15 protein-coding genes and 2 riboswitches are annotated in these 17,788 nt (G+C 47.3%); of the genes, 9 read left to right on the forward strand and 6 right to left on the reverse strand.

The annotated features are described in order from the left end of the window. The first annotated feature begins 4 nt into the window (after positions 1-4). Genes MHH48_RS26695 through MHH48_RS26705 form a run of 3 tightly spaced genes read left to right on the forward strand, consistent with a single transcriptional unit; the run spans position 5 to position 1,994 of the window. The gene (locus MHH48_RS26695; RefSeq protein ID WP_256720685.1) at positions 5-391 is read left to right on the forward strand and encodes a hypothetical protein; all 387 of its coding nucleotides are present in this window, start codon (positions 5-7) and stop codon (positions 389-391) included. Further along, on the forward strand, positions 388-1,656 hold the full coding sequence (locus tag MHH48_RS26700) for a DNA polymerase IV (RefSeq protein ID WP_256720686.1): 1,269 nt from the start codon (positions 388-390) through the stop codon (positions 1,654-1,656). Before MHH48_RS26695 ends, MHH48_RS26700 begins: the two co-directional genes overlap by 4 nt. Then, on the forward strand, positions 1,653-1,994 hold the full coding sequence (locus tag MHH48_RS26705; protein ID WP_076324255.1) for a YolD-like family protein: 342 nt from the start codon (positions 1,653-1,655) through the stop codon (positions 1,992-1,994). The genes MHH48_RS26700 and MHH48_RS26705 overlap by 4 nt, the downstream gene beginning before the upstream one ends. Positions 1,995-2,164: 170 nt before the next feature. Here the strand turns inward: MHH48_RS26705 and MHH48_RS26710 are convergent, their stop codons facing one another. After that, positions 2,165-5,773 (reverse strand): collagen binding domain-containing protein, encoded by a 3,609-nt coding sequence (locus MHH48_RS26710; RefSeq protein ID WP_076324256.1) that lies wholly within the window; start codon positions 5,771-5,773, stop codon positions 2,165-2,167. Between the two features lie 284 nt (positions 5,774-6,057). Continuing rightward, complete coding sequence (locus tag MHH48_RS26715) at positions 6,058-6,858, reverse strand: transglutaminase-like domain-containing protein (RefSeq protein WP_076324257.1); 801 nt, start codon at positions 6,856-6,858, stop codon at positions 6,058-6,060. Between the two features lie 12 nt (positions 6,859-6,870). Next, positions 6,871-6,959, reverse strand: a riboswitch (cyclic di-GMP riboswitch). Positions 6,960-7,001: 42 nt separating this feature from the next. Further along, a riboswitch (cyclic di-GMP riboswitch) is annotated at positions 7,002-7,088 on the reverse strand. Positions 7,089-7,360: 272 nt separating this feature from the next. Between MHH48_RS26715 and MHH48_RS26720 the strand changes: the two genes are divergently transcribed. From MHH48_RS26720 to MHH48_RS26745, 6 genes are all read left to right on the forward strand, one after another. Beyond that, entirely contained in the window at positions 7,361-8,317 is a 957-nt protein-coding gene (locus tag MHH48_RS26720) for an ABC transporter permease subunit (protein ID WP_076324258.1), read from the forward strand. A gap of 12 nt (positions 8,318-8,329) precedes the next feature. Next, positions 8,330-9,259: a carbohydrate ABC transporter permease gene (locus MHH48_RS26725; protein WP_076324259.1), complete on the forward strand. Its 930-nt coding sequence runs from the start codon at positions 8,330-8,332 to the stop codon at positions 9,257-9,259. A gap of 91 nt (positions 9,260-9,350) precedes the next feature. Next, complete coding sequence (locus MHH48_RS26730) at positions 9,351-10,847, forward strand: ABC transporter substrate-binding protein (RefSeq protein ID WP_076324260.1); 1,497 nt, start codon at positions 9,351-9,353, stop codon at positions 10,845-10,847. A 139-nt stretch (positions 10,848-10,986) separates the two neighbouring features. After that, positions 10,987-12,750, forward strand: a complete 1,764-nt coding sequence (locus MHH48_RS26735) for a histidine kinase (RefSeq protein ID WP_076324261.1) — start codon at positions 10,987-10,989, stop codon at positions 12,748-12,750. Next, positions 12,725-13,486: a response regulator gene (locus MHH48_RS26740; RefSeq protein WP_076324262.1), complete on the forward strand. Its 762-nt coding sequence runs from the start codon at positions 12,725-12,727 to the stop codon at positions 13,484-13,486. Before MHH48_RS26735 ends, MHH48_RS26740 begins: the two co-directional genes overlap by 26 nt. Before the next feature lie 30 nt (positions 13,487-13,516). Beyond that, positions 13,517-15,043, forward strand: a complete 1,527-nt coding sequence (locus tag MHH48_RS26745; protein WP_256720687.1) for an ABC transporter substrate-binding protein — start codon at positions 13,517-13,519, stop codon at positions 15,041-15,043. A 171-nt stretch (positions 15,044-15,214) separates the two neighbouring features. Here the strand turns inward: MHH48_RS26745 and MHH48_RS26750 are convergent, their stop codons facing one another. The 4 genes from MHH48_RS26750 to MHH48_RS26765 all read right to left on the reverse strand — a co-directional run bounded on the left by MHH48_RS26750 (position 15,215) and on the right by MHH48_RS26765 (position 17,696). Beyond that, the gene (locus tag MHH48_RS26750; RefSeq protein WP_076324263.1) at positions 15,215-15,646 is read right to left on the reverse strand and encodes a DnaJ family domain-containing protein; all 432 of its coding nucleotides are present in this window, start codon (positions 15,644-15,646) and stop codon (positions 15,215-15,217) included. Between the two features lie 184 nt (positions 15,647-15,830). After that, positions 15,831-16,457, reverse strand: coding sequence for an ABC-2 transporter permease (locus tag MHH48_RS26755; RefSeq protein WP_076324264.1), 627 nt, complete (start codon positions 16,455-16,457; stop codon positions 15,831-15,833). Then, entirely contained in the window at positions 16,450-17,316 is an 867-nt protein-coding gene (locus tag MHH48_RS26760) for an ABC transporter ATP-binding protein (RefSeq protein WP_076324265.1), read from the reverse strand. Before MHH48_RS26760 ends, MHH48_RS26755 begins: the two co-directional genes overlap by 8 nt. Beyond that, positions 17,313-17,696, reverse strand: a complete 384-nt coding sequence (locus MHH48_RS26765) for a GntR family transcriptional regulator (RefSeq protein ID WP_076324490.1) — start codon at positions 17,694-17,696, stop codon at positions 17,313-17,315. The genes MHH48_RS26760 and MHH48_RS26765 overlap by 4 nt, the downstream gene beginning before the upstream one ends. Between the last annotated feature and the right edge of the window lie 92 nt (positions 17,697-17,788).

Consider the following 17,788-nt stretch of genomic DNA (forward strand, 5'->3'; position numbering starts at 1 on the left):
GTTAATGATGTTGAGTATTGGGTTGAAGCCAGATGAAACCCAACTGGTGAAGGATTATATTTTATTACCCCTTTTACTTGATGTGTTAGAGCATGATCGTTCGATCCTATGCAGAGCAGATTTAAAGACCCCCGAGCTAACGAATGCGATCATCGACCATTTGCAGGCAGCCGCATTATCCGATTTAGCTCAAGCTCGTAAAAAAATGCGTGAATATGCCATTAAGGTTTACGAGGATCGAAAAACAAAGCTGGGCATTGAGGTTGAATTCGTCTGTAGAGGGTATCATCACAAGCTGTCCATACTATGGGGGCTAATTGAGGCGGAGATCGAGCAAAGATCGTACACCTACCTGGGGCTACAAATTGCAGATAAGGGGAGTCTGTTGTGAAATCATCTAACCGAGTCATCATGTTAGGAGATTGCCAGTCCTTTTATGCATCTGTTGAGAAAGCTGACCATCCCGAGTATACAGGCCGCCCTTTGGTAGTTGCAGGGGATCCGGAAAGACGTTCAGGTATCGTGCTGGCTGCTTGTCCGCTTGCTAAAAAAAAAGGAATAACGACGGCAGAGAGATTAGGGGAAGCACTGTCAAAGTGCCCGGATCTTGTCGTCATTAAACCTAGGATGCAGAAGTATATTGACGTTTCGATGCAAATCACGGAGATATACAAGAGTTATACCGATTTGGTTGAGCCTTACAGTATCGATGAGCAATTTTTGGACGTTACCGGTTCGCTGCACCTGTTCGGTACACCCGATGAGTTAGCCACAACCATTCAGCGTCATGTCCTGGATGCTACGGGTGTTAACGCTCGCTTCGGCATCGGTGAAACCAAAATCCTGGCTAAAACAGCCTGTGACAACTATGCCAAGAAAAATCCGTCCGGCATCTACACATTGTCCAAGGACTCGCTTGCGGATACCCTTTGGAAACTGCCCGTTAGCTGTATGTTTATGGCCGGCAGCAAGATGACCCGCCACTTTAACGTCATGGGGCTGCCCACGATCGGCAGCGTGGCTCAGACGCCTCTTGCTAAATTGAAGCAGATGATGCGCCGTAAATTCGGTAAAAATTCCGATATTTCAGCCGAGATGTACTGGCGAATTGCCAACGGAATCGATGATAGCCCGGTAAGGCCAGGCACTCACCAGGTTGACCCTAAATCGGTTGGACACATGATGACCCTCCCTCGGGACTATACCAAGCTGGAAGAAATCAAGGTCGTGCTGCTTGAGCTGACGGAGTTGGTTTGCCAGCGATGCCGCGGTCTTGGTTTTATGGGGCATGTTGTGTCGGTCGGTTGTATGGGTGCAGATTTTGACCGCCCTACGGGATTTAGCCGACAGATGAAGATGGAGGATCCGTCGAATATTACGAATCAGGTTTACCGCTGGGCATGCCGGCTGCTTGAAACGTATTGGGACGGCCTGCCGATTCGGCGGGTCGGTATTAGCTTGTCGCAGTTTTCCCCGGATACGGAATACCAAATGTCATTGTTTGATACAGGACGGGAGCGGTCGATGGCACTTGAACGGGTGACCGATGCCCTAAAAAATAAATACGGGAATTCGATTGTGATTAGAGCCGTATCCAAAACAGACGCAGGCCAAGCGCTGGATCGATCAGCCAAGATAGGAGGACACTATAAATGACAACACGAAAAAAGCTTGAGGGAAACGGGCTGTGGGAATCCAGTCGGATGATGCTGCCGGAACACAAAGAAACCATCATTCGCAGGCAACTGGAAGAAGGCAGAAAAGACCGGCCGACGCTGGATCCCCAAGAAATGGAATTAATCGAGAGCGCGCTCGCCGAGTCATTTCATGAACACCGCATGATTTCCGTAAGGCTGTTCGATGAATACGAGAACACGGAATTGACAGGAATTGTCGTGCTGATCCACACGTTTAGACGGGAGATCAAACTATCCATGGCCGAAGAGGAATCGCGTTGGATTAAAATTGACGAGATCATTTCAGCAGGATCATGATAAAACTAAACCCCCAGTGAGATAACGCATCATAAATACCTCTGATCTCGATCAGAGGTATTTATGCTACTGCACATTATAAATGCATACATCCTGGCGGTTGATCCCCCTCATGGAAAACGGCTCCCCCTGCCCTGGTTACAGGACAAGGAGAGCCGAAATCTGACGAATTATGGTTTCATTTTTATCCGTTTGCGACCTAGCCATACACCGAAAGCGATCAGCCCGAGACCAGCCAAATAGAATGGATAAGGGCTCGCCTCACCGGTTTTGGGAAGCATCGGAACCGTCGTTTGCGGTGTTGAAGTCTTCTCAGATGGAGTTGGTGCTTCCGGCTTTTGAGGCTCAGGATCGACGCCCCCTCGCGGAATATCCTCTTCGTCAATATCGACGGCAGGTGTTTCCGGCTCTGCCGGAGGTGTCTCAGGTGTTTGAGGCGTCTCAGGCGTTGTTGGTTCACCTCTTGGAACATCCTCATCCGGCACCTCTACCTCACCGGTCGGATTACCCGGATTGGTAGGGTTCCCCGGGTTGCCTGGGTCTGTCGGATTGCCGGGATTCGTTGGATTCCCCGGGTTACCTGGGTCTGTCGGATTTCCAGGATCCGTTGGGTTCCCCGGATTCCCCGGGTCCGTCGGATTACCAGGATCCGTTGGGTTTTCAGGATCTGTCGGATCTGTTGGATCTGTTGGATCTGTTGGATCTGTAGGCTCGCCAGGTACTACCGGCTCTTCCTTGCGGTTCGTAACGATCATTTTCTTAACATTATCTTGATTCTTGATGCTGGAATCAATCGTTACGTCCCACTTCGCTTGCTCGATCTTATATCCTTCTGGAGCGGCCAGCTCCTCCAAAACATACTCGTCGTACAGCAGCTTCGTAAACAGGATCTTGCCTTCATCATCCGTGGTTTTTACGATCGGCGTCCGTTTGCCTGCCTTATCATAGAGCGCAAACTTGGCTCCCGCCAGCGGTTTCGTCTGATCGTCCTGATCCACCTTCGTTACTTCCAGGCTGCCCGTTACGCCGCCTCCCGAACCTGAACCCGAGGAAGTACGGACAATAACCTCTTCCGTCGTTTCCCGAGTCTCTGTCTTCAGCTGATCTCCTTCGAGAGCCACCTTATTCTGTACAGCCTCTTTATCTTCAGCAATAATGAACGACTGATATTCCAAAATATAGGCCGTCGAGATGTCACCCGTGAATGTTAACTCGAATGTCTCTTTGTCACCGTCAAGCCTATGGATGGTTAAGGTGTAATCCTTCCCTTTAGTCAGCTCCTGAGCCTTTTCCGCTTTTCCATTTGCATTGATCTTGGTTACGTACAAATGGAAGGAATCCTCGATCAAGATTTGGTTCGCACTTGGATAGTCGATTATCTTGGCGTTGGAAATATGCGACTGACCTTCATTGATTCGAATCACCCAGTCGATTTTGTTTCCGTTTTGGGCGCCGTTTTTCTTCACATATTCGCCGCCGTGCGGAATCGTTACGCTGGCGTTCCATGTCGCTTTTTTAGCGCTGCCATCCAGCAGTTCCGCTGTATTATCGATTTTATTGACAATCAATGTGCCTTCCAGCGATGTTTTGAATTCAATCCAGTATGCCGATGAGATCGGGCTGGTAAACCGAACGGACAGCTGGTTTCCGTTAGCTTCTGATGGTTCCGTCACTACATATTGTTCAGTTGGAACTAGCGAGCCCTTCTGAACACCATTACGTCCCCCGGTCAGCTTCATCTCGTATACCTTGACCGAATTGGGCACAAGCTTCTGCTCGTGCTTCAGAACATCGGTGACGATCGCTTCTTTAAGCAAATCGAGATTATAATTCAGCTTGATGTTCCACGTAATTTCTTTGCTGACAGGATTGTAGCTGCCGTCTTTACCGCCGTTATTTTTCGTATAATCGTCAGCGGAGAAGCTCGCATCCCGCTCAATCGGTCCTTTGGTCTTGCCTTCCTCGATCCATGTCATCGAAGCTCTGTTCAAAAAGTCCCGTTTGCGATCCTTCAGCCAGCTGATGTTAAACTTCGTTTCATATTCAATCGTATAGGTGGTGTCCATCTTAGAGAATTCGATTACAAAGCCTTCGCGTACATTATCGTACTTCACCGCGTACTCGCTCTCTGGAACGACTTTCCCGTCCGCTTTTACGATCACTGAATCCGGAACGAATTCGAGTCCGCCTTGCGGGAACGTATCCGTGATGACTACCTTCTCCATGCTATATTTGGTGCCGTCCGGTTTTTTATCACCGTTGACCGTAATCTTCCACTTTGCCGTTTTATTGGCGAAATCGATGCTCGAGGTTCCCTTCACCAGCGCAGGGCTTCCATAGCCCGGGGCCGTTACTTCCTTGGACGCTTCACCCGATACGACTTTGTTCTTGACACCCTGCCCTTCGGAGCTCAAGCGATCGACCGGCTTCGTCTGGTAAACGATCGTATACGGCGAATCGATATCCTTATTGAATTGAAGCTCGAATCCGTTCTTACCTTTCGCTACAGCGGTGTAATCCTCTTCGGAAGCCAAGTCTTTGGCATTCGTCGAATTTCCGTTATACACCTTCAACGAATCGGCAATCCAGGTGTGGTTCTCACTAAATTCATCCGTAATGATGGCTTGAGCGCTCGGAATCTTTTTCTCGTTGAAATTGTATTTCACCGTCCAAGTGATGATTCCGGTATCCTTATTCTGGCGATACGACTTATCCAGAAATTGGCCGCGATCTACCGTTACGGTAGCCGTCGATTGGGCATTTTCCATCCCTTCGCCCGACAGGACAGCGGTGTTCTCAAACCGGGACTGTTGACCGATAAGCTTCGTCGAGAAGCGAATTTCGTAGGCTTTGCTGATAGTCTCATCCTGGAATGCAAGCTCCAGGTTGCCGCCGCCCGTTTGGAGGGCGTACTTCCCAGCGTCCAGCTTATCACCAAGAACCGCTGAGCCGTCACCGTTAACCTGCAGGTTGTAAACCTCTACGGAATCCGCGATGAGTTCCAAGCCTTCAGGCATTTCATCTATGAGAACCGCGTGCTTGATTTTATCCAATGATTTGTTGATCTGGACCGTCCAATCGATCTGGTCTTTGCCAATCGCTTTCCCTTGCTTCTCGATCAGCTTTCCGCCTTGCGGCTTTAGGTTCACGATGATGGTCTGAACCCCGCCCTTGATCGGAATAGCAATAATGATTTCCGTGCTTCCTTTAAGAACTTCCTTCTTAAACTCGGTACGAATTTCCAGCTTGCCGCTGATGTTGGAATGATTCTCCACGTAATCGTTGAAGGTCATCACAATTTTCCCATTCCGATCAACGGTAAATCGGCCAACTTCGCCTTGACCGGCAAGGAGCGGTGCGTCAATGTCCGTAAAAATCTCAAACTGCGTCGGCAGCTCGAAAGTGAATGTATCCCCATTCTTGTAGCCGTGTCCGTTCGGAAGCTCCCATTCGTAGCTGAGATTAACGGCTGCACCGATGTCCAGGCTGCTGTCCGGATTATACACCGCATCAACCACGGTACCGTTCACATCGGTTAATACGACTTTGGTTAGTATTCCTTCCATGTCGACTGCTGGTGCTGGTGTGTTATATACGTCATCCGTGACTGTCTTTGGCTCCCTAACTTCTAATTCCTGCACGCCAATCTCTGATTCCTGCACAGTAACGGCTGATGGCTGCTCGCTACCAGCAGCATTCGCTGTCCAAGCGAATGTGCCGAGTAGTGTTTGAAACAGAAGCAGCAGCGCCACAACAATTCCACTTACTTTTTTCTTCATAATCTCTCCCTCAATCTTATCATTACCCTCGTAATATTCGGTTCCGATCTAACTTTCCGTGCGTTCATTTCGTCCCATGCTTCTACCAAAATGCATGCCAATAATGGACTTCATGAGCCATCATCTCCAAGACCTGTTATGGGCGCACGATTCATTGGTGTCTGTATTTTCCTTCAGAACCCAGCGGGCTTTCTGCATTATATCGGCCAAAACTCTACAATTTCTATACAACCGAAATAAGCCTTGGACTTATTCGTCCAAAGCTTAGTTTATTACGCATTAATTTAGTAGTATTTGGATGCTGAATAGCTGGAGGCATCTTTAATCATTTTGTATCCGGTCCCTTTGCTTTTCCAGCTTGCATCGACGGTTGTGTCAATGGTTACCCACTGCCCATTCAAATATACTTCATTCCAGGCGTGATACACATCAACGTATTCCGAGGTTCCCATGGCAAGCTTTGCCGGAATATCGAGGCTGCGGAGCATGGAAGCGAATAGGGAGGCGTAATCATAGCACATCCCTTTCTGTCCAGCGATCGTGCGGTTGCTATCGGGAAGGTAATCCGTCAGCTTGCTGGATGCTAGAGCATTGTCGTACCGGACCGTCCCGACGATATATTCGTAGACAGCCTGTACTTTTTCCTCGTCGGAGTGGGCAGAACGGGTTAGCTTTTTCGCAAGCTGAGCAGCCTTGCCCTCTTCGCTCCAATCGATATTTTGTACAGAGTTCAAAAACACTTTGCTACCGTTCGTCAGTTGCAGCTTAACTGCCGCTTCCTGAACGATCTTGTATTTGCTACCGCTGACTTGTTCCAGCACGGAAATCGTGTAATCTCCGTTGCCCATCTGCAGTGGAAAAACTTCCTGCTGCTTGGCCGGCGAAAGCCCATATGTATATTGGTCCTGACCTTTTCCGATCATGAGCTTCGTCTTGGTGCCTGCTTTCACGTCATATTGAATGACGATTGCCCCACGGTCCAGTTCTTCCAAGCCCAGCCAATCTTCAGATGGTGCAGCTTGTACAACCGGAGCCCATATCAGAAACGCAAAAAGTCCAATTATCGCGAACACTGCGTTGCGCATGTGTAACTCCCCTTCGGTGGCCAGGCTGCCATTTGACATTTCGTCAAGAAGGCCCTGTAGCTTTGCGTCCTAGTCTTTCGACAAGTTTGCCATTATCATATTAGAGTTCCACGTTTGTCCAAAAAACAAAAAAAGCGTTTTCATTCGGTAGCTGGCTGTCATTGACGTTTCGTCAAGAAGACCCTGTAGCTTTGCGTCCTTGCCTTTCGACAAGTTTGCCGTTATCGTGAGTAGCTTTTGTGAGTACATCATATCAAATATCTCAATTTCCATCAATAAAAAATTTAAAATTTGGAATATTGTCATAGGTCAAACAGAGCCATCTAATCCCAACACTTGTCTTGTTTATTAGCCGACCAATAGAACAATCAATTCTTTCGAATCTAACGTTTGTTGACTATAGTATCAAGTTTGTTATCTGGAAGCAGCGAATCCTCCTCTTATACAATGAAACTAACAAGTGCACCGACAAGCGAGATTACACCGTAAGGAGTGAGGAAACATGAGCTCGAAAGCCGAATCAAAAGATAAACGAAAGCGCTTACGAATACGCTGGCACAAGCAGGATACAGAACTTACCCTCTTGGCGCTGCCGACCACGATTTGGTACCTCCTGTTTAGTTTCTTACCGATGTTCGGGATCATTATCGCCTTCAAAAATTTCAAGATTAGCGGCGGCTTCTTGAGCAATGTGTTTAACAGTCCATGGGTCGGCCTCAAAAACTTCGAATTTTTATTCAAATCGAATGACGCTTGGATCATTATTCGCAACACCATTGGCTACAACATTGTGTTTATCGTGCTAGGAATCGTTCTGCCCGTTCTATTCGCGATTATGATCGGACTCCTCCACAGCCGCAAAGCGAGCAAGGTCTATCAGACAATGATGTTCCTCCCCTATTTCCTATCCTGGGTAGTCGTATCTGCGGTAGGCTGGGCATTCTTAAGCTTCGATAAAGGGATTGTCAATCAAATGCTCGTCAATATGGGCAGCGATCCGATTAACTGGTATATGGAGCCGAAATATTGGCCATTGTTCTTGATTCTCTTAAATGTCTGGAAGGGCCTGGGCTATGGTATGGTCATTTATCTGGCAACCATCACGAGCATTGACAGCACCTATTATGAAGCAGCTGTTATTGATGGCGCATCGATTTGGCAGCAGACGAGATTTATTACACTGCCCATGCTCAAGCTGGTGATCGTCATGATGTTCATACTGGCCGTCGGGCGGATATTTTACACTGATTTCGGCTTGTTCTATCAGGTCACGCGAGATTCCAATTCGCTGTTCAACGTGGCAACCACCATCGATGTCATGGTGTATAAGCAGCTGAAAACCGCCACCGTAGGGATGGCATCCGCAGCCGCATTCGTACAGTCTGTTCTGGGATGCGCAACGATTCTAATTGCTAACTGGATTGTTCGCAGAATCGATCCGGACAGCGCGATGATGTAAGGAGGCAAGACGATGACACCGAAAACCACTTACGAGACAGGCCTTGAGAAGTTTAACCGCACAAACAAAGCCGTCAATCTGTTCTTCAACTTGATATTTATCATCTTGGCTCTGCTCTGCGTCATACCCGTAGTTGTTGTTCTGTCGATTTCCTTCTCCAGTGAGGAGTCCATCCGTGAGACCGGTTATCACCTGCTCCCGGTCGCTCTGTCGGCTGAGGCATACGTCTATATCGTTAAGCAGGGAACGATGATTCTGCGAGCGCTCGGGGTATCCGCCCTCGTTACCGTGGCCGGTACCGTGCTCGGCGTATTGCTTACCGCCTCCATGGGTTATGTGCTGTCTCGCCCAAACTACAAGCTCAGGGGCTTTCTGACCTGGGTGGTATTCATCCCCATGGTATTCAACGGCGGCTTGGTGTCCAGCTACTTCATTAATACCAATTTATTAGGACTTAAGGATAGCATCTGGGCACTTATTCTACCGCTGGCTGTTTCATCGTTCAACGTGATTATATGTAAAACCTTCTTCAAGAGCACGATTCCCGATGGGCTGATCGAATCTGCTGAAATCGATGGTGCCAGCCAGCTGCGAATCTTCTTCTCTATCATCCTGCCGATCTCGCTGCCGGTCATCGCAACCATCGGACTGTTTCTCTGCTTTGCTTACTGGAATGACTGGTTCCAATCGATGCTGTATATCGACAACCAGAACCTGTATTCCCTGCAAGCACTGCTCAACAGCTTAATGAGTAATGTAGACGCACTCGCGAAAAATGCAGCAAGTATGGGCGTCAGCTACGCCATGCTCGTTGCCACGATGCCGAAGGAATCAGCCCGCATGGCTGTCGCCATTCTCATTGTTCTGCCTGTAGCATTCGCCTACCCTTTCTTCCAGAAGTATTTTATTTCCGGATTGACGGTCGGCGCCGTGAAAGGCTAAAGACGAAATAAGCCAAGAAAAAACCTTGGTTTATGATAGATCACACTGTACAACTCTTAAGCGATTTAACTTCAATGAGGGGGAATTTGGAATGAAGAGAGCTTTTAAGTTCATCTCTACACTGTGCGTACTGGCACTCATATTGACCGTTTTAGCAGCCTGCGGCGGCTCGAAGTCTCCAGCTGCGACGGATGGATCTAAAGCGACAACAGACACACCGAAGGACAACACCGAAACAAGCAAGGATATTCCGACATTGACCTGGTGGACCATCGGGGGCCAAGTGCCGAACAATTTCAGCAAAGCGGTTGATGCCATGAATGCCTATACGGCCGAGAAGATTGGCGTGAAGGTTGACATCAAGGTAGCCAGCTGGGGAGAATGGGATACCAAAATGAACACCATCGTGAATACCGGCGAACCCTTCGACATCATGTTCACGAACAGCGGTAAATACAGCAAGCAAGTAGCTATGGGCGCATTTGCCGATATTACGGATCTGGTTCAGAGCGAAACGCCCGACTTGTACAAACTGATTCCCGAAAAAGTATGGGAAGGCACAAAAATCGGCGGCAAATATTATTCCGTTCCGACGTACAAAGATTCAGCGCTAACGCAGTACTGGGTATTCGATGATAAGTATGTGCAAAAGTACGGCATCGACATGAATAATATCAAAACGCTGCAGGATCTGGATAAACCTCTCCATGACATGAAGGCTGGCGAAGGCAAAAGCTTCTATCCGCTGCCAATGACGCAAGGCGAAGGCTTGAACGGTTTCTTTAACGAATATGACGATTTAACGCTAGGCTTTCCTCCTATCGGCGTGAAAGCGGACGATGCAGCACGCACGGTGGTCTCTGTTCTCGAGCAGCCGGATGTCATGGCTAATCTGAAGCTCCTGCACCAGTGGTATCAGGATGGTATCATCAACCCGGATGCTCCGACGAAAACGGAGAACGACAAAGGCAGACCGTTCTTTGCAGCCCAGGCATTCCCGGGAGCCGAGGTCAGCTGGCAAATCAATGACGCCGTTGAAAAGTATAATATGGTTCAGCATTATGGTCCTATCTATACCACCAGTACAATCCAAGGCTCGCTCAATGCGATTTCGGCAAATTCGAAATATCAGAAGGAAGCTTTGAAATATCTTGAATTAGTGAACACGGATCCCAAACTTCGCAATATGCTGGCATTCGGCGAGATAGGCGTAGACTACAACAATGTCGATGGCGAAAAGGTGATTGAGCGTACATCCGATACTTGGCCGCTGGCTGCCTACACACAAGGCACATTCTTTAATTTGGCGGTGACCAAAGGCGCTCCCGAAGATCAATGGGAACAGGTTAAAAAGCTGAACGATGCAGCGACCTCCTCTACGATCCTAGGCTTTGCGCTGGACATCACCGATCTTCAGACCGAAGTGGCGAATTGCCAAGCGGTATGGGATAAATACAAATATGAGCTGATCACGGGCGCATCCGATCCGGAGAAAATGGTGCCGAAGATTACGGCTGAATTAAAATCAGCCGGCATGGACACGATTATGCAAGCTGCCCAAGAGCAAATCAACAATTACTTCAAGTAAGATTACATTTCAAGCGCATCCCTTAATGAGGCTCTCTTAAGGGGTGCTTTTTCCTTACGATCTATGAAGCTAGGCGTTAATCGTGTTAAATTGAGATATAGCAACTTGTTTCAACGACCTGCTGCAATCGAGGTGTCATATGGGCTCTTTTTTGCAAATCAAAATTTATCGTCACAAGTTTATTGCCTATGTCATCTTCGTCGTCGCCATCGGAATCACGCTTGGTACGCTGACCTGTGCCATGCTGCTGAATCAATGGGTTGGCAACTCCCGGATCGAGGCGGCTAATGCCTTCTCGCGTGTAGAGAATGAGCTGCAATATGATGCTGACCGCATTGAGGCTTACATGCAGCGTATTTACTCCAATACAGGTCTGATGGATGATGCTCGCAGCTTTTTAAGCAGCAGTGCTGAGGGATACTTAACCAGCAGGCTGCAGAACAGCCAATTCTCACAGCCGCTGGTTTCTTTTCCGGAAGATGTTAAGACCTATCTGTACAGCTGGGCGCAAGGTGAAATCACGCAGATAAGCACGCATACCGACAAGTATGGCAATGTCGTCCGTTTTAATGATAACGGAATTGCAAGCTTTATCTTCGGGCTTCCGAATACGGATGAAGCTTTTCGCGACACCCTGATGAAGGGATTCGTATATCGCAAGAAACTGTCGGATCCCACGTCAGGTCCCCAGGAATTCGGTGAGCTGCGCTTCTTGGTCAGCAGTGAGCAAATCTTTAAATCCGTTCAAAGCTTCCGATTGGGTAATGCGGCTGCAGTCAGCCCTTCCGGTGAAATATATCTGATCGGTAGCGGACCGGACCGGGACCTAGAAGAACTATCCCGACTAGCAGCGGCGAATGGACGCAGTCACGGTATTATTTCTAGGGGTGTTTTGAAACATATCTTTTTTGTCTCCTTTCCATCCACCAAGTTTAATTTCAAATTCGTGAGCATCATCGATTTATCCATGCTCATCCGTCAGCATGCCGGGATGCTGATCACCATCTTTCTGATCGTATTGACGGCCATGATTAGTGTGCTTCTACTCATTGCATACAATATGCGGGATGATGCCCTTTTCCTGCGCCGCATCATTCAATCGATTGGACGTGTGAAAATGGCCAATTTCACGCCTAACCGCCCTGCCCGTTACCGTCGGAATGAATACGGCATGATCGCCCGGGAATTGGACGATATGATTCAGCAGCTGGATAAGCATATCCGGAATGAATATCTGTTAAAGATCAAACAGCAGGAAACTGAAATGAAAGCGCTTCAACACCAAATCAACCCTCATTTTTTATACAACACGTTAGAGGTTATCCGCTCCACTGCTCTTGTCAATCAGGACAGGGACACCGCTGACGCCATTGCAACGCTGGGGACGCTCTATCGCGAAATCGTCAAAAAGGAAAATATCATTTCGATTGCAAGCGAGCTGGAATTGCTGCAGAAGTACTTGGAGATTATGGAGTTTAAGTATCCCGAGCGCTTTTATTATCAAGTCAATGTAGAGCCGGCACTGCTCCTCATCCCTACCGTGAAATTCTGGATGCAGCCTTTGGCTGAGAACTTTTTCATCCATGGCTTTAACGCGAATCATGAGTTTAATTTGTATGTCGTTAATGGCTTTGAAGCCGAAGACTGTTATGTACTGGAATTCGTGGACAACGGACGCGGTATTCCTCCGGAGCGTTTACATACCGTTCGAAGCACAATGTCTAATCATGATGAACCATCTTCCAATAGTATCGGGCTGCGCAACGTATATACGCGCCTTCACTTTTTCTACGGGGACGGCTTTTCGATCGAGATTGCGAATAATGAGGAATCTGGAGTCAACATTTCCGTGCGGATTTCAAAAGAGGTGATTGAACATGTACAAACTGATGATTGTGGATGACGAACCTCAGATTTTGGAGGGAATGAAGCGAATCCTGGATTGGAAACAATACGGTTTTGGTCGGATCGAAACCTGCGAATCCACGGAGGAGGCCATGTCCAAAATGGTCGACCTGCTGCCGGATGTCGCCATATTCGATGTTTGCATTGGCAAGGAGCTTGGATATGAAGCGATCCGCAGATTGAACGAATTTCAAATTCCTACGAAATATATCATTATGAGCGGCTATAGTGAATTTACATATGCCCAGGAAGCCATTCGCTGTGGCGTCAAAGACTATCTGCTCAAGCCTATAGAACGCACCAAGCTGCAGCAAGTGATTGAGAAGATCATCGTTGAGGATCTGGGCGGTTCGATAGGTAACAGGAATGGCGAAAGCCTGAACACGGACCCGGTATTAGGTGTAAGCTATGACAGCTTATCCAAGCTGGTCAACCGTATTCTGCTGATGATCAGGACAGAGTATGCTCAGAATATAACCTTGAAGTCCGTAGCGGAGCGTTTTCAGATGAACAGCACCTACCTTGGACAATTATTTCTTAAAGAAACCGCGATGAAGTTTTCCGAATATCTCATGGCTTACCGAATGCTTCTTGCACAAGAACGAATTCAATCGACAGATGAGAAGATTTCCTACATCGCATTTTCCGTCGGCTACAACAATCTCAACTACTTCTATACGCACTTTCACAGCTTTTTCGAAAAATCTCCTTCTGAACTGCGGGGAAAAGGGTAACAACAAACGCGGCGAAAAAGGAGGATACCGATGATGTTTAAGCACCCAAGAAGCCCCAAACGCATCTTCATGATCATCAGTCTCATATTGCTGCTCACATCCTATACAACCGGCTGCTTCCGGCAGCCTGGATACAACAACGAAACATATGATGGGGACACGGTAAACCTGATCTATTATACGATCGGAGAGCCTGACAAGGATCTGCAGCTCGTCAATGATAAAATCAATGAAATCATGGTTCGTAAAATCGGTGTGACGATCACCTATGTCAAGGTAAGCTGGCAGGAGTATGAAGATCGGCTGAACACGCTGATATCCGCCGGAAGTCCATTTGATATTGCTTTTGCACCCGATTATGCAACCACCGCTATGCGCGGCGCCTGGCTGAAGCTGGATGACTATCTTGCCGGCCTTGGCAAGGAAATGTACGATGCCATTGACCCCACCTTTTGGCAAGGGGTACGTATGAACGATGGCAGCATTTACGGTGTGCCGACCAATAAAGAGTTAGCCGTGCTTGATCAGTGGATGTATCCCGCTTCCATCGTGAGTAAATATAATATCGATATTACCAAGTACAATGCGCTGGAATCGCTTGAACCGCTGCTTCGGATGATTCATCGGGAAGAGCCGACATACATCCCCATGGAATTGGATCGGGATTCCCACAATTTCTTCGCTCTCCATGGATACGAATATATTATGAACCATAAATTGCCCTTGATGATCAAATCACTGGACCCGAGCGCTCAGGTGGTGAATATCTTCGAAACCAAGGAAGCGCGGCAGGTGCTGGATACGTTGCGGAGTTATTACAAGGAAGGCTTCATTAATGAGGATGCCGCACTGCGAGAGCCTGGAGGACTTAAACGAGGGGCCAAAGTGTTCTGGAAGTCTTCAGGCGGCGGTCCGCTCTCGGAGACGACTTGGAGTAAGGATCGCGGCTACAAGATTGTAGCGAATCCCGTAACCCCAAGCACCGTCACAACGGAATCCGTCCGGGGCGGCATCATGACCGTGAACGCCAATACGAAGCATCCGGTGGAATGCATTAAATTCCTGAATTTGCTCAATACGGACCCGGAAATACGAAACTTATTTAACTATGGGATTGAAGGCGTGCACTATACACTGGATAAACAAGGGCAAGTCGTTCTAACTACGGACAAGGACAGCGATGGCAACCCGATTCCGGATGCGCCTGCAAGCCGCTATTCAGGAGTACAGTACACGCAGGGGAATTGGTTTATCCTGAAAACCATGGGCGGCGATAACCCGGACCCCCTCGACAAATGGGATCAATTTCGCAAATACAACGCAGGCGTCGTCAAGTCCAACGTGCTCGGCTTTACACCCGATCTATCCCAGCTGACCGCCCAAACCGATAACATCGAGATGGTCTGGCATAAATATTATCCGAGCCTCATGACAGGCTCCGTCGATGTGGATACAATCCTCCCCAAGTTTAATGAGGAGCTGAAGCAAGCCGGCATGGACGACGTACGACATGAAGTGCAGAAGCAGCTGGATGCTTGGCGGGGTGAGATGAAGTGAGTATTGACAGCTTTTGCTTCCCGCGATCGGGTCGACCTTGGCCTCCACATTGAGACATGATCCTATTCAAAAGAGACCCTGAAGCGGATAGCTTCAAGGTCTTTTTCGCTGTTTTTTTCACTTGGTCCCCTATACGGTGACGGGGAAAAAGCACATTTTTGAAGTAAGTAGCTATTCCCATTTATCGTAGGCTGCGTGCAAATTAACTTCGGATAGGAGTCCTTTTTGCAGCTGTGGATTCGGAACCATTCGGTTGTACTTTATAATCTTTTGATTGATGGCCTCGAACGCTGTCTCCGGAATCGCAGTCGACTCCGGGCGGTCCAAGAGCCGCTTGATGTCGGCGGCGATTTCTTTTCTCAGCTCCACCCATGCTGGCTGGTAATTCGCGTTCTTCATGATCCCGGTTAGAACATCCCCGTCTTCGATCTTAATCGGCTTTCCCTTTAACGGTGAATCGTCAAAGCCGCCTTCTCTGGCAAATTTGTCGACGGCCGATTCCAGAAGCCCGCTGCTGGTCGACATGTAGGGTCGTTCCTTTTCTTCACTTTGATCTTCTTCGGGAGCAAGAGCTGATTCTTTTGGGTCATCGTTCAAATCCATTCAGTCACCTCCGTCTTACATATCAGGGAAATAGATTCTGTCCTTCGATGAAATATTAACAAAATATTGAATTACCCAAAATATAACATACTGCGTCTGAAGTTAACAATTCCCTTGAGCGTGTATGATTACATCATTTGGGCTCGCCAGTAACGGCAAAAATCATTATGAATCCGCGGAGATTCTATAAGTCTTTTCTAGTAAAGAGGCTTATCGTTAAGAAATAGGAAGCGATGAATACAACTACGATACCGATTAGGATAAGAAGTAATGTTTGATCATTAATGAGACCTTTCTCACTCACCATATTCATTAGCACCGCTGCAGGTTGTGCCAGGATAATTAGGGAGACCATGAATACTGCATTGATAATTCCGGCCCCTTTTTTACTAAGTGCGTAAAAAAGAGGCATATAGATAGAAATGAGAACAAGCAGCATTCCTACTGAAACCAATATGGGCAATAGCGTATAGTCTGGCTTTTCAAGCTGTGGGAATGAAAGCTTAATGAGTCGGTGAATCCCGTAAGAAGCAATGACTCCAAACAATGTATAGATGATGGCTGTTATGTATTTGGCTTGCACAATATGTTTGCGACTAATCGGCAGCGTGACCAGAAATTTATGATTATGGTTTTTGATATCGATCATCGTAGCTAGAATGATGGAGCCGAAAGCCGTATAGATTCCTACAAAATAAATGGACATTTCACTTTTGGGTATAAAAGCGAAACTGAATACAGCGAGATAAAGAAGAATCGTCCAAAGTGAGCTTTTTAAAGCGATAAAGTCTTTACGAAGCAAATTAAGCATGAACTCGTCCTCCCTTGGCCGTGAAATACATGATGTCTTCTAAGGATGGTTTTTCTAAAATAGCATTATTGCCGAACAGCTTCGCGGCCTTGCGTCTATTATCTACTAAGCCCTCAAAACCAAGCGCCGTCTCACGGATCCCGATAAATTCCTTTCGAATATCCGAATCAATCAGTTGTAAGTCGCCCTTCACGATCGCGTATCTCTCAAGCACATCATCTTTTGCTTCATTGAATACGAGTTTTCCGTCATTGACGAAAGTAATATAGTCAGCAATGCGATCCAAATCCGCTGTAATATGTGTCGAGAAGATAATCGTATTTTTTTCGTCCTGCATCATATCCGCCAGTAGATCGAGCATTTCCCTTCTGAACACAGGATCGAGTCCGGAAGTCGGCTCATCCATAACCAGGAGCTCAGCCTCATGGGATAAGGCAATGGCAAGGGAGAGCTTGATCTTCATTCCCTTAGATAAATCTTCAACCTTCTTCTTAGGAGACAATTCGAATTGTTCGAGGTGGCGGTTAAACTTCTTTTCATTCCAATGGCTGTAAAAAGGTGCGATCATTCTCTTCGTATCACGAATCGTAAGATGCTCATAATAGAAGCAATCATCCGAGACGATGCCGATGCGCTCTTTAATTTCGACTTCATGTTTAGGCATATCAAGGCCGAGTATTTTTACACTGCCGGAATCGGGACGGATCATGCCAAGCATCATCTTGATTAAGGTGCTTTTACCAACACCATTCGGACCAATGAGTCCGGTAATGTAGCCTTGTTTCACATCCAGTGAAACATGATCGACTTTAAAAAGAGGGTATGTTTTTGTTAAATTTCGTAATTCGATTGCATTCATGGCGTTTGTTCCTCCTCGAACAGTAAAGTCAGATGATCGATTACATCTTGTTGGCTCATGTTTAATTCCTTGCTTTCTCGAATGATATTCATCATTTTCTCTTCTAATCGCTTCATGCGCTGCTCCCTGATGAAATCTTTATTCGCCCCTGATACGAAACACCCCTTACCTACGACCGAATCGATTAGTTTTTCGTTCTCCAATTCTTCATAGGCACGCTTAGTCGTAATAACACTAACCTGCAAATCCTTAGCAAGCTGCCTTATAGAAGGGAGACTGTCACCTGCGCTCAATTCTCCGCTCAGAATACTTTGTCTAATCTGGTCCATAATCTGTATGTAAATCGGATCACTCGATGCGTTGGATAATATGATTTTTATGCCGTTCACCTCACTGCTGTTAATTAAGTGTATAGTGTATATATATAATATATACACTATTCTCTCTTGTGTCAATTCATCCATCTGGGCAG

Origin of the sequence: Paenibacillus sp. FSL F4-0100 (assembly GCF_037993005.1) — a bacterium.
Taxonomy (GTDB): domain Bacteria; phylum Bacillota; class Bacilli; order Paenibacillales; family Paenibacillaceae; genus Paenibacillus_AQ.